A 15,235-nucleotide genomic window follows, 5' to 3' on the forward strand; every position below is an offset into this window, starting at 1 on the left:
CCAATGCCACCACTTGCGGTTATGGTTAACACCTCTCCACAACAACCAACTTCTTCAGCTACCCCTGATTATATTCCTCCTCTTGAGAGTGGCGATCGCTTGGTTCGTCCTGAATTTGGAGCGGCGTTACAGTGCTATGCCGAATCTGAAAAAAGCTGAGTTAATTGAAGGAATCGTTTACGTGGCTTCCCCTCTGCGCTTTGAACCCCACGCCGAACCCCACGGCAATTTAATGATCTGGCTGGGAAATTACAAAGTGGCTACACCTGGTGTTCGACTAGGTGATAACCCGACTGTAAGACTAATTTAGATAATGAACCCCAGCCGGATGCTATTTTGATCATTGATACTGCTTGTGGCGGACGTTCTTATATTGGCGTGGATGGTTATGTGGAAGGCGCGCCGGAATTAGTGGCGGAAGTCGCTGCTAGTAGTGCAACTAAAGATTTATACGATAAAAAACGTGCCTATCGTCGCAATGGTATTCAGGAATATATTGTTTGGCAAGTTTTTGAAAGCACTGTGAGTTGGTTCAGCTTGCAAGATGGTGAATATGTGGAGTTAACACCAAATGCAGATGGTATCATTCAAAGTCAAGTCTTTCCAGGATTGTGGCTGGATGTCTCTGCATTAGTAACAGGTAATATGCAGCAAGTATTGGGGGTGTTGCAAACAGGGTTAAATTCAGGGGAACATCAAAAGTTTGTTGCAGAGTTACACAAATTTGCTACAGGCGATCGCTTTTCAGGGAATGGGGAATAGGGGACTAGGGACTAGGGATTGGGGAAAATACTGGACGGAGATTTATACCCCGCCCAACATAATCTTCAATGTCAAAACTTAACATTACAAAGATATTTCTTTTTTTGAGTTATTCACAGATGACTTTTTCTTGCCGTAACCTACAGCAGCAACACCAGCTAAGAACATCGCACCCACCATTCCAGGTTCAGGTACAGATGTAGGAGTAGAACCCACTTTAATTTGATAAGCTAAGGCTGAATTTCTGGGTACAGCATCCGTCCAACTCATCAACACTTGACCTGTGAGGGTAAAAGGCTGAGATATATCGCTGATTTGCAGATAGTCTATATCTCTTCCCGTTCCGCTTACAGAAGAAAGTACAGTATCACCAATTGCTGTGCCATCAAAGACTAAGTTACTCAGTTCTATAAAACTATTATCAGCTGCACGAGTACGGATAAAAATGCTATTAGCTGCACCAGTAAAACTAGTAGTGCTGAGTAGTTGTCCGTCCACGATATAGTTTACCTGACTACCAGTGTATTCTAAGGAAAAATTCACTGGTGTACCATTACCCCATACACGTTGACCTGATACCACTGGTATACCGCCAATCAAATTACTACCACTAGGTATCAAGGGTGTGTTAAGACCTAATTCTCTTTCCGCAGAACTTAAGCTATTGTTCCCAATGCGGCCTTCAGCCACAAATAATTCCGTAAAGTCACCGTTAAACTGCAGATCCTCAAACTCTGCATCCGTAAAACCTGCTCTATTAACAAGTGTGAAAGCCTGTGCTGCGTTAGTTGTCAGCAATAAACTAATAGTAGTTAATCCTAAAGCTGTCAGGAATTTGCTTTTGGAGCTAAATAGTTTTGACGATAACATTGTTTTTTGATTGTTGATGGTTAGTTAGTATGTGCTTAAACAGTGGAAACTCTTTAAACCTATGTAGCAGAATTTGCTTCTATCTTTATTTATTAGGTTAGTGCTTGAATGGTGTTTTGTCTAGAAAATGTGTGCATCTTTACCAAATTTTCGATTATTACTGTTAAAGTATTGATTTTTATGTGCAGAATACTTAAATAATAGTTAACATTTATGATAGAAATTTTAGTGTAATCAGAGATAATTCTTGCTCAAAAACCAAGTAGGAATCCGATAAGTAGAATAGGGGCAATAATGAAAGGTTTGTAATGAGAACTTTAGTTTTCTCTGTGAGATGCTCCACGAACAAAGAAGGACTAAAGTCCTTACTACGAACTTAATTCTGGTATTTTGACATTACTTAATATAGTTTGTTTTTCCAGTTGTTCTACTCACATCTGATACAAAACATTGAAATTGACATCCACTCCCGCTAACCTTGCGGTGTAGCGGGAGATTCCCAAGACTCACGACTTAGGTTTCTGTTTCTTTCCATTACTGGATTTTCGCAACTGCCCTTTAGACTTATGCCCATCAGGTCTTATGTTCGCTCCACAGACTGTAACAGTGTGTCCCACCGCCAAAATATTTTTCGCGGCGTTGATATCTCGGTCGTGGTGTGTTCCGCAGTTGGGACAGTCCCACTCTCTGATATTCAACGGCAGCTTATCAATAATATGTCCGCAGTTGCCACAGCGTTTAGAGCTAGGAAACCATCGGTCAATTTTTACCAAGTTTCGACCATACCATTTGGCTTTGTATTCCAGTTGTCTCACCAACTCCGACCATGCAGCATCACTGATAGCACGGGCAAGCTTAGGATTTTTGACCATGTTCTTAACTGCCAAATCCTCAACTACTATCGTTTGGTTTTCACGAATCAATCGAGTTGTCAGTTTATGCAGATGGTCTTTTCTGGAGTCAGAGATTTTAGCTTGAAGACGAGCAACTTTGAGCCTTGCTTTGTCTCTGTTACGCGAGGACTTCTGTTTGCGACTCAAAGACTTTTGCGCCTTCCTCAGCCTTTGATAGTGCTTGTCAAACGCTTTGGGGTTAGCAATCTTTTCACCCGTACTCAGGGTAACGAGACTGCTAATACCAACATCCAAACCAACAGCACTATCAACTGGTTGCATGGTTTGGTCGGTTGGATCATCAATCCGCAAGCTAACAAACCAGCGTCCAGAAGGTTCAAGTTTCACGGTGATGGTACTGGGTTCACACCCCTTGGGCAGTTGCCTAGACCATTTAATGGGCAATGGTTCAGAACATTTAGCCAAGTAGACTTGTCCATCTTTCCACCTGAAAGCAGACTTGGTAAACTCTGCGCTGCCACCACTACGTTTCTTTTTGAAGTTGGGGTATTTAGCCCTACCTGCAAAGAAATTGGTGAAAGCAGTTTGCAGATGCCTCAAACCTTGTTGCAGTGGTACACAGCTAACCTCATTCAAAAACTGGAGGTCATCGAGTTTTTTCCACTGCGTCAACATAGCAGAAGTTTGAACGTAGTCAACTCGTTCTTGCTTCTCGTACCAAGCTTCGGTTCTCGCTGCCAAAGCCTTGTTAAAAACCAACCGCACACAACCAATTGTCCGGCGCAATATTTGTTCTTGCTCGGCAGTTGGATAAAATCGGTAGCGGTAGGCTTTTTCCATACCTCACATTTTATCATAAAATCTGTGAAATACTTACAACCCGCTATGTACCAGAGTTTAACTACTCACTCGCGGTCACTGAGCTTCGTCGAAGTGTCGCTCACCCCATCGTCTGTTACTGCTACGCAGCAACTCGACTCAGGGGTGAAGCTCCTCGCTCGTCCCCATTCCTCTCACCGCCAAGCTGACGCTGTGGCGGGAGTCTCCTGGGGGTGTTAGATGAACTTAATTATGAAAGAATGCTTTGCACCACTGTTAGGGCAAGCACAAGCTGTAGAATTACTGACTCAGGCTGTAAAACAGAATCGAGTAGCACCAGCTTATATGTTCGCGGGTGCGGATGGTGTGGGACGAAGTTTAGCGGCGCGGTGCTTCATTGAATTATTATTTGCTAATGCTGTCCAAGCTGAATCTCTGTCATCCTTACAGCAACGCTTACGTCAAGGGAATCATCCCGATGTCTTTTGGGTACAGCCGACTTACCAATATCAAGGACAACGCCTCACCGCCGCAGAAGCTGCTGAAAAAAAACTTAAACGCAAAGCACCACCTGTAATTAGGCTAGAACAAATTCGAGAAATTACTGAATTTCTCGGTCGTCCTTCTTTGGAAGCCCCCAGAAATATAGTAGTCTTGGAAGAAGCCCAAACGATGGCGGAAGCAGCAGCTAATGCGCTACTCAAGACTTTGGAAGAACCAGGAAACGCAACGATAATTTTAATTACGCCTGCACCAGAATCTTTGTTACCAACTTTAGTATCACGCTGTCAGCGCATCGCTTTTTCTCGCCTAGATACAGCGTCTTTGACTCAAGTGTTGACAAAGACGGGGCATGAGGAAATATTACAGTATCCTGCGATTTTGAGCATAGCAGCAGGTAGTCCAGGGAGTGCGATCGCAGCTTACGAGCAGTTACAAGCCATTCCTTCAGACTTACTTGCCAATTTACTGAAAGTACCCACATCCTACCGCCAAGCTTTAGAACTAGCTAAACAAATTGACAAGGAATTAGATACAGAAACGCAACTTTGGTTAGTTGATTATCTCCAGCAGTCATACTGGCAACAATGGCATCAACCAACCATCATGAATCAATTAGAACAAACACGTAAATATTTACTCGCTTACACCCAACCCCGTCTAGTGTGGGAATGTACATTATTATTCTGCTTCCAAACTCTGAATCCTCAAAATTAAAACAATTCGCAATTCGCAATTCGCAATTACGTTTTGTGACGGGGATTTAAACCCCGACACAAAACACGCTGCTTATAGAAGCAGGGGACTTAAACCCCCAAAGTTTTTTAAAGGGACTTGCAGATCCTAAGCAGAATGAATTACGGGTAGGAGGTAATTTGTCAAAGTAAAGGCATCTACTCCTAATTCTGTGCGTTCTTTAGCTGCTAAAATTCCTGCTTGGGCGTGCCACCATGCGGCTGTAGCAACAATATCTTCTGTGGGCAATTCTTTAGTAATAGCTTGGGCTAATAATCCCCCCATTAACCCTGTTAAGACATCTCCGCTACCACCACGGGCTAAAGCTGGGGTACTTTCAGGATTAATCCAGACGATACCTTGGGGATTGGATATTGCTGTTCTGGCACCTTTTAATAATACTACTGCCCCGCTTTGGGTGGCGGCTTCCTGCACAGCAGCTATTCTGTCTTGTTTAGCATCCGGTAAATGGGGAAACAAACGTTGAAATTCGCCTGTGTGGGGTGTGAGGATGGTTGCACCTTGGCGTTTTTGTAAGGTGGGGATGGGATTTAGCCCTGCTAAGATATTCAAAGCGTCGGCATCCAATATTAGAGGGCGATCGCATTGCATCACTTCCTCGACAATGGGAGTAGCATCTGTAGTTAATCCAGGGCCACAAGCGATCGCACTAAAGGAATTTAAATTTGTCTTCTCTGGTAATTGTAACTGAGCGATCGCCCCACTTTCCGTCTCTGGGCAACCAACAATCAACGCTTCCGGCAAATGAGACACCAAAAGTGGCTTGAGAGATTCCGGTACAGCCACAGACAGCATCCCCACACCACTCGCCCTAGCACCCAAAGCCGTTAAAATTGCACCCCCTGCGTAACGCCGCGAACCGCAAATTAATAGTAGATGTCCTTCTTTATATTTATGCGTGACTAGGGGACGGGGTAGAGGTAGGGTAGAAACTGCGGTGGTTTTTGTAATGCGTTTAATTTTTTGGGTGTCTCCTAAAACCGCTTGCACATCAGCCAAAGGAATATCAAAATCAATCAACTCCGCTTTCCCCACATATTCCAAAGCCTGATCCTGTAATAAACCCAACTTCCACAAACCCAAACACAGGGTATAGGTTGCACGAATAGCCGTCCCCAATACTTCACCTGTATCAGTGTGCAAACCGGAAGGCACATCAATGCTAATAATGGGTTTATCGCAGTCATTGAAATGATTAATAGCCGAAGCAATGGAATCAGTAATGGTCTTTTCTAAACCAAAACCAAACAACCCATCAACTAACAAATCACATTCAGGTAATTGTTCAATCTCCTGATAACAAGGGATACCCAAACTTTGAGCATATTGCAAATGCTGTGAGGTTAATTCCTTAAACTTAGAGAAAGGTGCATAAATCCAAATATTTAGCCCTTGAAAATGTAACTCACGGGCTACAACCAACGCATCACCCCCATTATGTCCAGGGCCGACAAGGATACCAATGCGGGGACTGGGGTAAATATCCTGAACACGCCTAGCAATAAGTCCCGCCACCTTTTCCATCAAAGCAGCAACAGGCATTCCGGCGGCAAATATCTGCCCTTCAATGTCCCGCATTTGGGCAGCAGTGACAACGACTTGGGAAATTTGTTCTTTTCGAGTCAGCACTTCACCTTACCGTAATTGATTAGCTAGCACATACCAATAATCTATAGCGCAAGGACTAAACAAATTAATTAGTGTATTCTCAGCATTTCATTACCACCACGCTGCAACTCATACTCAACTTGGTGAATTTCACATTGGTATCCTTGCTGTTCTAGCTGCTCAACTATAGATTGCAGATGGGGCGATCGCTGTAACATTAAAGTTAATAATGGGAAAATCCTCACTTCTTTGCAGACTCGCAGCATTTCCCGAATAGATTCCAAATGAAAGTTCCCATCAAAATGGTCAGAATATAAAAATAGAAAATGAGAACTCAAACCCAAGTCAAATGCACCATCTTGGTATTTTAATTTGGGTAACTCACCCACCTCATATCTACCCTCATCTTTGCCAAGTTCAAAATCTGCACAAAAAAGTTGCGTGACTTGTTCGCGATTTTTCCTCAAACCATCGGGTGATTTATGATACGTCCACACCCAATCATCAGGAGTTCGTTCCACTTGTGCAATCACATTGTCAACGACTTGAGCAAAGCGATCGCGAATTTGCGCCGATGTAAAAATATAAAGTGGATCAATAGACTTGATGCGATATCCCTGTCTTGTACCTTCAGCATTGAAGCTAGCCGGGCCATCGGCTACACTCAAAATTGATTTTTGTAAATCAGCATCCGTCAAGTTAAACATCTTGACATATTCATCCAGCGACCTCCCAAAAGGAACGACATTTTCTAACTGCATTACCATTAACTGTGATCCTCAAAGCCAAAAATTTTTCAATTAACACCTTTATTGACAAATTAAAACACACTAACAATTAACATTAAACAGGATATCTAAGTCATACTAGTTATCAGCTTTCGTTTTATTTGACAATTACAACTTGACTCTAATAAGACTCAAATCTCCTACTGTCATAATAGAAAGTTAAAAAAGTACCATCATCAACTATTATTCCCAAAATAATATCTAAAGTTTCTAAAAAATAAGGACTACCAGATTCATCCTCTTTACTATTCACAGGTTCATCTAGTATAGAGATTACAATAGCAGGTTGGTTATAGTATGGAAATCTTCTGTTTTTTAGATTATCTTTCCATTTGACAATTTGTCCAACTATAAACTCCTCTTTTTCAAGAAAACTTTTGCAAGCAGATTTTAGCAAATTAACATATTCTTCATCATATTGTTTTTCTGCTTCTTCTTCGTTAGCATCACCCACACGAAGACTATTTAAAATTTCACCTATCACATCTTTTTGCTCACTCATTGCATGACATCCTCTCCGTTCAAAAATAGTAAACTATTTTAATTTATACTTGTCTTATGTTTGTTTATAAAATATTTATTATTGTCAAAGTTTTTATCTAATAAGTTCTTTTTGAAAGCAATATTAAATGTGTGGCTTGAATTAGTTAATATCCCGCTATTCTTAGCATTATAATTTTTGTTTTTATCTTTTTCAGCTAAAGAAATAATAGTCCACAGTGCGAAACTGATGTCATTTAATTTATCTATTTGACGAGATATTATGCGTTTTTCATATGCTGATTTACCTGTCGAGTAGATAGAGCTAGGAGGTAATAAATACCAGCAAGCTGGTACAACATCTAATAACCACCATTCAAATAATTCACGTCTGCCATCAGAGCCAGGAAAGATGGCGTAACCCTCTAGACAATCATCTAAAATATCTATCATTGCTGCTAGTGACTGATTAGGAGCAAGTGCTTTTATTGCATTATTATAAACATCCAAAGCTTCATATAATATCTGGAAGCTGGCCATTTTTTTTGTTGTATTCAAAAGTTGCAAGTGATTGACTGTAGCATTTTCTGCTATTGTTCTCACAGCTTCAACACTTTGCTCTTTATTATTCATCATTTCTGTGATGGTTGTTATTAACCAAACAGCTACTTGCTTAATAGTTACCTGGGGAATACAGTTATCAGGCTGATAATATTTAACTGTAGGTTCTACAACAACAGCAAGTATCAATGCCATCCAAACACAACGAAGATGACTTAATGAGGGATTATAATTCTGAAATGAAGTAAAAATATCGTCTAAAGCGTCTTCGAGAGATGCTGTTGCTTCTGGTTCATAGAGTTTTTCATAATGTTCTTGCAATACCCTGTCTAATGTTTCTTGCAGTGAGTTAGGTAAATTGCACAGTAGTAATGACTTTCTGTTTATAGAACTACTCCTTCTCGAAGTCATAACTCCTCCCTAGTCCTGTAGTAATTATGGTGGATATGGGTAGTCCCAAAAAACCTCTATCTCTATATGTGGAAACTTTTCCCTAAACTGCCTTAACACGCTGTTACAACTCTCGCATGGTTGAAACTCAGTATAAAGATAGAGTTTGCCCTCTACTTGAAGATCGTAAAACATTTCCAGGGTATGAGCAATTTCTGATAAGACCTTATACTCAGCATCAGTATCCATCAACCTACTTGTACGAGAGTCAATAGATGGCTGAAATTGCCCTCCTTCTGATTTAGGAGTAGGTATTGTGCGGATCGGACTCTTGCTACCCCCTTTGGAAGTAGCTCCAGCACAGAAAGCTACATTGTTATCAAGGTACAATTCAGCAATTACAACATTGCTTCTACCAACAGGTTTTCGTAAATACAACTCCCTAATTAAAGCCGCATTATTTCGTAAATCCTCCTTTTTCAGCTTAGGACTCATGGAGGTAAATCACTAAAGTAGTCAGATGTTTCCTAGCTAACTTGCAAATATAGACAACTGATGAAGTTTTTTAGTAAATCTAAAATCTGCAAGTTAGACATGAAACAGATGATGAAGTATGTGAAGTTATTAAGAACTACGCTCGCTCTTACTTAAACTAAAAATGGGCGTGCTAAGAAAAAGCTGGAAACTGTTTTTGCATCCACTGGTTCGCCTTCTAAAATGGCTTTTTCAAAAGCTTCTGGCGTGAAAAATACAATCTCTATATCTTCATCAGCTTCTTGCGCTGGTGGGTTTTCCAGCTTTTCTAAATCTCTGGCCAGGTAGGCGTAGATGATTTCATCGGAATAGCCTGGTGCTAGGAAAAATTCGCCTAATTTATCCCATTTTTGCGCGCTGTAACCAGTTTCTTCTTGAATTTCGCGCGTTACTGTTTCTAATGGATCTTCGTTGGGTTCTACTGTCCCGGCGGGAAATTCTAGTATCCTACCTTGAATGGCAAAGCGATATTGGCGTACAAGGATGAGTTTACCTTCCGCAGTCACAGGCACAGCTAAAGCACCGCCGGGGTGACGAATGCACTCCCATTCGCCTTCGGATTTGTTGGGTAAACGCAGGCGATTTACTTCAAAATCAAACTTGCGTCCCTTGTAAAATAAGCGTTGCTTTAATAGCTGTGGTAATTCTCTACCTAATGGCATATCTAAGATTGTGTTGTGTGTAACTACGCAAAAATAACTATGTTGGCAATGATGCCAGTGTTTTTTGCGTTGATTGAATGGTCACTTTAACTGCCCTTTAACAAATGTACATCAGAACAGTCTACTTTTTTTACAAGTTCTGCCACGGTTAATCCGGAAACTGGCTCTAGCCAGTCAGGGGCGATTTCCGCTAAAGGCACAAGGACAAAGGCTCGCTCGTGCATTCGGGGGTGGGGGATCTGGAGATTAGGTGCATTAATAATTAGATCATCGTATAGCAGTATATCTAAATCCAGCGATCGCGGCCCCCAACGTTCTTGACGCACACGCCCAAATTTTTGTTCTGTGGCTAGCAATGTGGCGATTAATTGTTGCGGAGTCATGGTGACTTGCAAAATAATACAACCATTGATGTAATCTGGTTGTGGTGGCCCTACTGCTTTAGTTCTATACCAACTGGATTGAGCTATTAACTCAATACCAGCAATTGTGACTAATTCTGCAATGGCTGCTGCTAAATTCGTCAGGGAATCACCTATATTACTACCGAGTGCGATCGCACTTTTGTGGACTAACACATTTTTCACTCAAATTTTTCTAATACTTTTGATAGTGTTTTTCTGAAGATAATTTAACTAAAACAGATGTATTAATATTTACTAAATCCAGATTTGCGCTCAGAGAATCCCAAGGGTCTGTATCCAGAGTTGCTACTTGTTTAGGGGATAAATAAGTACACCTAATATCCCTGTGCCATCTAGGATTGAATAGGATTTTACCAAGTGAACGCAAACCTTCCAGACATTAATTCTGGATGCTTAAATGATTTTCAATGGCTATAAAAAAAACATTTTTATGTAGCAATGAATTCAGTGAATTCTTTATGGGATACTATACTAACACGGATGTAGTGCGCCCACAAAAAACTATTACTTAGTATTTAGCGGACAACTACATAATTTGGCGAAGAACTTAATGTGGAGAAGCTTAGAGACTTCCAGACAATAAACTATCCAATGTTCAAGAGCAGATATTTTTATTTTCCCCCTGCTCCCTGCTCCCCTTGCAATTAACGTGATAGTAAATTTTTTGAAATTGGAAGTCCTCTACCTCCTGGTTCAAGCAATTGACCGCATTTTCAGTGACTCAAGAGAAGGAGGAACTACGCTTGTCGCCCGGTAATCAATTCAAAAACGAAGAATCGACTAATGAGCGATTACCACAAACGAAGTCAGCGAAAGTTAGACAAATATTCCACCAGATGGGTACAGCGACTGTGGGGATATTGAGAAACGTCACTGGACGCGAGCGGCCGATTTATCGGCGGGTGTGGTTTTGGGCTGGCTTGAGTCTAGGAGGTGGGATTGTCGCTTTTAGCTACTTGATTTCCACCATAGATCGTTCCTTGCCGGATAAGTCAGAACTGCAAACAGTCATCCGCGAGCAAACATTAACTATTAAGGCGGTTGATGGCAGCATCTTACAACAGCAAGGGGAAGCAACGAGAGAATCTCTCAAACTAGAACAAATACCCGGTAATCTCCAAAAAGCCTTTATTGCTATTGAGGATAGGAGATTTCAGCAACACGGTGGTGTGGATACCCAAGGGATTTTACGAGCAGTTGTGAATAATGTGCGATCGCAAAATGTTGTTGAAGGTGGTAGCACCATTACCCAACAGCTAGCGCGGATTCTCTTCCTCAAGCAAGAAAAGACAATTTGGCGCAAACTCAAAGAAGTCCGCCTCGCCCACAAACTCGAACAAGAGTTAACTAAAGACCAAATTTTAGAACGTTATTTAAATTTAGTTTACTTGGGTTCAGGGGCTTATGGTGTAGCTGATGCTTCCTGGGTGTACTTTAGTAAACCAGTAGATCAACTCACCTTACCAGAAATTGCCACCATTGCCGGACTAGCCCCCGCACCTAGTGCTTATTCCCCAGCCACCAACCCCACAGCCGCCAAGCAACGGCGGGATTTAGTCCTACAGAGGATGGCAGAGGAAGGTTTTATCACAGATGCTCAAAAACAAGCTGCCATCCAAGAACCAATTAAACTGCAAACCAGTTTACCAAAACGCCTACAGTTAGAAGCTCCGTATTTTAGCAGCTATATTTTACAAGAATTACCCAAACACGTTGCCCCCGATGTGTTAACCAAAGGGGGTTTAATTGTGGAAACAACTTTGAATCCCAAATGGCAAAAAGCCGCCGAAGCCGCCGTTACCAAAACCTTACAAAATCAAGGTAGATGGCAAAACTTTAAACAAGCCGCCTTAGTCGCTATCGATCCCCGCAACGGCGAAATTCAGGCGATGGTGGGGGGGAAAGACTTTGGCAAATACCAATTTAATCGCGTCACCCAAGCCCAACGTCAACCAGGCTCCACCTTTAAAGGCTTTGTTTACGCCACCGCGATCGCTACAGGCAAAAGCCCCTACGATACTTATGTAGATGCACCTTTTGTCATTGATGGGTACGAACCCAAAAACTATAGTGAAACTTTTCGGGGTGAGATGGATATGCGCGATGCGCTCACCCGTTCTGTGAATGTAGTCGCACTGAAAGTTTTACTAGACGTTGGTTTTGAACCAACTATCAACCTAGCCCACAACATGGGGATTAAATCCAAGCTCCTACCTCACTACTCCCTCGCCCTTGGCTCTAATGAAGTTAACTTGTTGGAATTAACTAGTGCTTATGGTACTTTTGCTACTCAAGGACTACATACAGAGCCACATGGTATTCGTCGCATCCTTGACCGCAAAGGTGCAGTTATTTGGTCAGTAGATGCTCAACCAAAACGCGTCCTTGACCCCACTAGTTCAGCCATTATGACTTGGATGTTACGCAACGTTGTGGAAGCTGGGACAGGTGCAGCAGCTCAATTAGATAATCGCCCAGTCGCAGGTAAAACAGGCACATCCGATGAAGCCCGTGATTTATGGTTTATTGGTTACATTCCTCAAGTAGTGACAGGGGTGTGGCTAGGTAACGATAATAACCGCCCCACCTATGGGAGTAGCGGTAGCGCAGCTTACACTTGGCACGAATTTATGGAAGTGGCGGTGGAGGGAATGCCGGTAGAAAAGTTTCCCGAAAGACCGAAACTAGAAGGTCGTAAAGGTAGTATCAAAGCTCAACCAATTAAGGGGAGAAAAATTTCTAACCGTCCTCTAGAAACCAGTGAAGAACAAGAACAACAGGAAACCAGACCATCGAGAAGACGCAGAAGCAGCTATCAACAAACAGATGATAACTCATCTTCCGAGTCACCCAGAAGAAAGCGGCGCAATCGTACAAGAAGAGAAACAACTGCTAGTGATACCAGCACAGTAACCCCGGTAAGAGTCCGGCGCAGAAGAACATCAGAATCAGGTGCCTCTACAACTCAAAATTCTGGAAACTCACCAGCCCCAGCGAACTCTTCAGCCCCTACACCCTCTTGGCGGGAACGACTCAGACCGAGGAATTAGGGACTATCGATACAGCATCCTAGCCCCTGCGTTACTGAGGAAAGTTGCGTGGGCGGGTTTTTCTCATTGTAGTAAGTGGAGTGGATTTAGCGTCCCTAAAAATATTCAGTAGGAATTGTTCACAAATATCTTGTAAATCCGTATCTATCCCAGTGACAATCAACATATAACGGCTGATACTAGGTTGATTAGATACCAGATTATAGGGTTCCAGGTTCTTCATCTGGGCAGCTATTTGGGGGTAGGTGCATTGCAACTAGCAAGTGTCATCTATCCCCTTAACTAATTTCTATAGGAATCCGCTTTAATTCATGAAATCATTTGCGTAGTAAGGGAACAAGAAACGGGGAACAGTGAGGCGGTGCGTTAGGCGCGAGGATAGTTATTTTGTGACCAATTATCACGGAAATAAGGGCAAAACTTTAAATACACAGAGTTAAAGTATACAGCCCTTATCGGGCTGTTTGATGAGTGAAATCAGGGAGATGCAGTTTTTAGCAACATTAAGGTATTTGTAGGTGTGTGATATTCTGTGTCTCTAGTCGTTTAGAGAACATGAGAAAAATTATCTTATATTCAGGGTTTGGTAAGGTGCGTCAGTATATGTATTAGCGTGGCGAGGCTAAATTTGTGCATTATATGGGAATGCAATTAAACACAGGAAAATAAGGATAAACGCGGATAAATAGATATAGATATTTTAATACAGCATTTAAGATTGACACGCCACTAAGGTGTGTTAGCGACAGCATAACGCACCTCCCCCTCAACACTTGGGAGATAACGACCAATGAAATTGATTTCCGAACCATCAATCCCAGTTAAAATCCAGAAAATGAAGGAAAGGGTACGATGGCAACATCCCAGCATTCAACAGAGAGGAATTGACCAAACCAGCATAGTCATAGACGATAACCAGGACGACAACCCAGAATTTTCTTTTTTAGTCATTGGGGATAGTGGGACGAAACCCCATTATGGTAGTCATCCCCAAAGACTAGTCGCCGAACTGATGCTTCAGCACAAAGATGAGTGCAGTTTTGTTTTACATACCGGCGATGTGATTTATGTAGTTGGTTCTCATGAATATTACCCAAGCAACTTTATTGAACCATACCGAGAATTTTTAGTCGGTGGAGAACAACCTAATAAGATAGGTAGCGATCGCATGGTGTTTAATCTACCGTTTTTACCAGTCCTCGGCAATCATGACTACTATGATGTCCCCTTTTTGTATCGTCTTGTGACCGGTAGTACCTTAAGACTGCGGCGAATGCTGCGTTACAAAGACTTTGAAATTGGTTGGCATGGTTCTAATCAAGGTGATGCCTATGCTAAAGCCTTTCTTGATTATCTCACCGCCCTCTCCCCAGAAGCATTACAGCGTCACCTAGACCTCCACTACACCGCCAAAACCCATACAGGTCGCTGTCTGCGTTACGTACCAGGAGAATTTACCCGTATCCCCAACCGTTACTATACTTTCCGCTACGGCGGGATAGATTTTTTCGCCCTTGACTCAAATACTTTTAATACACCTTCTCCCCTTCCCAGCACCCAAGCCGGAGACATCTACCGCCGGGAATTACAACAGCGTCGCCAAGCTATCGACAAAGAAGAAGAATTAATTCTGAACCAATGTGACCAACTTAACCCCGACAACCCCGACGACGCAGAACAACTTGATGACCTCAGTGCGAAACTAGACCAAATCAACGAAATCAAACTCGACATTGAAAAACAACTCGCCTCCCACGATACCCCTCCTACTGACTGGGAGCAATTAGACTGGTTACGCCACAGATTAATCGAATCTTGGCAAAATTCCCAAGTCCGGGGAAGAATCATCTTTTTCCACCATCCCCCCTACGTTACCGAAGCCACAAAATGGCATCAAGCCCAAACCTTAGCAGTGCGTCATCGTTTGCGTTGGGTATTGAATCAAGTAGCCGCAACTCTCGGTGATTTAGTCCAAGACCGTCCGTTAGTAGATTTAATTTTCAACGGACACGCCCACTGTTTGGAATACCTGCGTACCGTAGACACCAAACACGCCGACTCTCACCTTAACTGCATTATCTCCGGTGGTAGCGGTCGCCGTCCCCGTCGCCAGCGTACGGAAGGAAATGAGTTAATGGAAGTTTTTCATGATCAATCCAATAGTACCCTACGAAA

The 15,235-nt window shown here is 42.4% G+C and carries 12 protein-coding genes and 1 pseudogene; 4 read left to right on the plus strand and 9 right to left on the minus strand.

Going from position 1 to position 15,235, the window contains the following annotated elements:
- Positions 1 to 21 precede the first annotated feature (21 nt).
- Positions 22 to 762: pseudogene (locus CV014_RS25595) on the plus strand (Uma2 family endonuclease).
- Positions 763 to 846: 84 nt separating this feature from the next.
- On the opposite strand, the gene CV014_RS25600 reads toward CV014_RS25595, so the two are convergent.
- Positions 847 to 1,632 (minus strand): choice-of-anchor W domain-containing protein, encoded by a 786-nt coding sequence (locus tag CV014_RS25600; protein WP_236144590.1) that lies wholly within the window; start codon positions 1,630 to 1,632, stop codon positions 847 to 849.
- Positions 1,633 to 2,138: 506 nt separating this feature from the next.
- Positions 2,139 to 3,326, minus strand: a complete 1,188-nt coding sequence (locus tag CV014_RS25605) for an RNA-guided endonuclease InsQ/TnpB family protein (RefSeq protein WP_236144591.1) — start codon at positions 3,324 to 3,326, stop codon at positions 2,139 to 2,141.
- 219 nt (positions 3,327 to 3,545) lie between these two features.
- Between CV014_RS25605 and holB the strand changes: the two genes are divergently transcribed.
- Entirely contained in the window at positions 3,546 to 4,523 is a 978-nt protein-coding gene (gene holB, locus CV014_RS25610) for a DNA polymerase III subunit delta' (protein WP_236144592.1), read from the plus strand.
- Positions 4,524 to 4,649: 126 nt separating this feature from the next.
- Here the strand turns inward: holB and CV014_RS25615 are convergent, their stop codons facing one another.
- From CV014_RS25615 to folK, 7 genes are all read right to left on the minus strand, one after another.
- Positions 4,650 to 6,191: an NAD(P)H-hydrate dehydratase gene (locus tag CV014_RS25615; protein WP_236144593.1), complete on the minus strand. Its 1,542-nt coding sequence runs from the start codon at positions 6,189 to 6,191 to the stop codon at positions 4,650 to 4,652.
- Positions 6,192 to 6,259: 68 nt separating this feature from the next.
- Positions 6,260 to 6,931, minus strand: coding sequence for an SAM-dependent methyltransferase (locus CV014_RS25620; protein ID WP_329608447.1), 672 nt, complete (start codon positions 6,929 to 6,931; stop codon positions 6,260 to 6,262).
- A gap of 148 nt (positions 6,932 to 7,079) precedes the next feature.
- Positions 7,080 to 7,460 carry a hypothetical protein gene (locus tag CV014_RS25625; protein ID WP_236144595.1) on the minus strand — a complete coding sequence of 127 codons (381 nt, stop codon included), beginning with the start codon at positions 7,458 to 7,460 and terminating at the stop codon, positions 7,080 to 7,082.
- A 38-nt stretch (positions 7,461 to 7,498) separates the two neighbouring features.
- Complete coding sequence (locus tag CV014_RS25630; RefSeq protein WP_236144596.1) at positions 7,499 to 8,410, minus strand: hypothetical protein; 912 nt, start codon at positions 8,408 to 8,410, stop codon at positions 7,499 to 7,501.
- 24 nt (positions 8,411 to 8,434) lie between these two features.
- Positions 8,435 to 8,884, minus strand: coding sequence for a deaminase domain-containing protein (locus CV014_RS25635; RefSeq protein WP_236144597.1), 450 nt, complete (start codon positions 8,882 to 8,884; stop codon positions 8,435 to 8,437).
- A 152-nt stretch (positions 8,885 to 9,036) separates the two neighbouring features.
- The gene (locus CV014_RS25640) at positions 9,037 to 9,585 is read right to left on the minus strand and encodes an NUDIX hydrolase (protein ID WP_103138278.1); all 549 of its coding nucleotides are present in this window, start codon (positions 9,583 to 9,585) and stop codon (positions 9,037 to 9,039) included.
- Positions 9,586 to 9,671: 86 nt separating this feature from the next.
- Positions 9,672 to 10,163 carry a 2-amino-4-hydroxy-6-hydroxymethyldihydropteridine diphosphokinase gene (gene folK, locus CV014_RS25645; RefSeq protein WP_236144598.1) on the minus strand — a complete coding sequence of 164 codons (492 nt, stop codon included), beginning with the start codon at positions 10,161 to 10,163 and terminating at the stop codon, positions 9,672 to 9,674.
- 683 nt (positions 10,164 to 10,846) lie between these two features.
- Between folK and CV014_RS25650 the strand changes: the two genes are divergently transcribed.
- Together CV014_RS25650 and CV014_RS25655 are read left to right on the plus strand one after the other, a co-directional pair.
- Positions 10,847 to 13,060 (plus strand): transglycosylase domain-containing protein, encoded by a 2,214-nt coding sequence (locus CV014_RS25650; protein ID WP_236144600.1) that lies wholly within the window; start codon positions 10,847 to 10,849, stop codon positions 13,058 to 13,060.
- Positions 13,061 to 13,850: 790 nt separating this feature from the next.
- On the plus strand, positions 13,851 to 15,235 hold a 1,385-nt coding region (locus tag CV014_RS25655), incomplete at its 3' end, for a metallophosphoesterase family protein (protein ID WP_236144599.1).

It is taken from the genome of Nostoc sp. CMAA1605, assembly GCF_021596505.1.
GTDB lineage: Bacteria > Cyanobacteriota > Cyanobacteriia > Cyanobacteriales > Nostocaceae > Trichormus.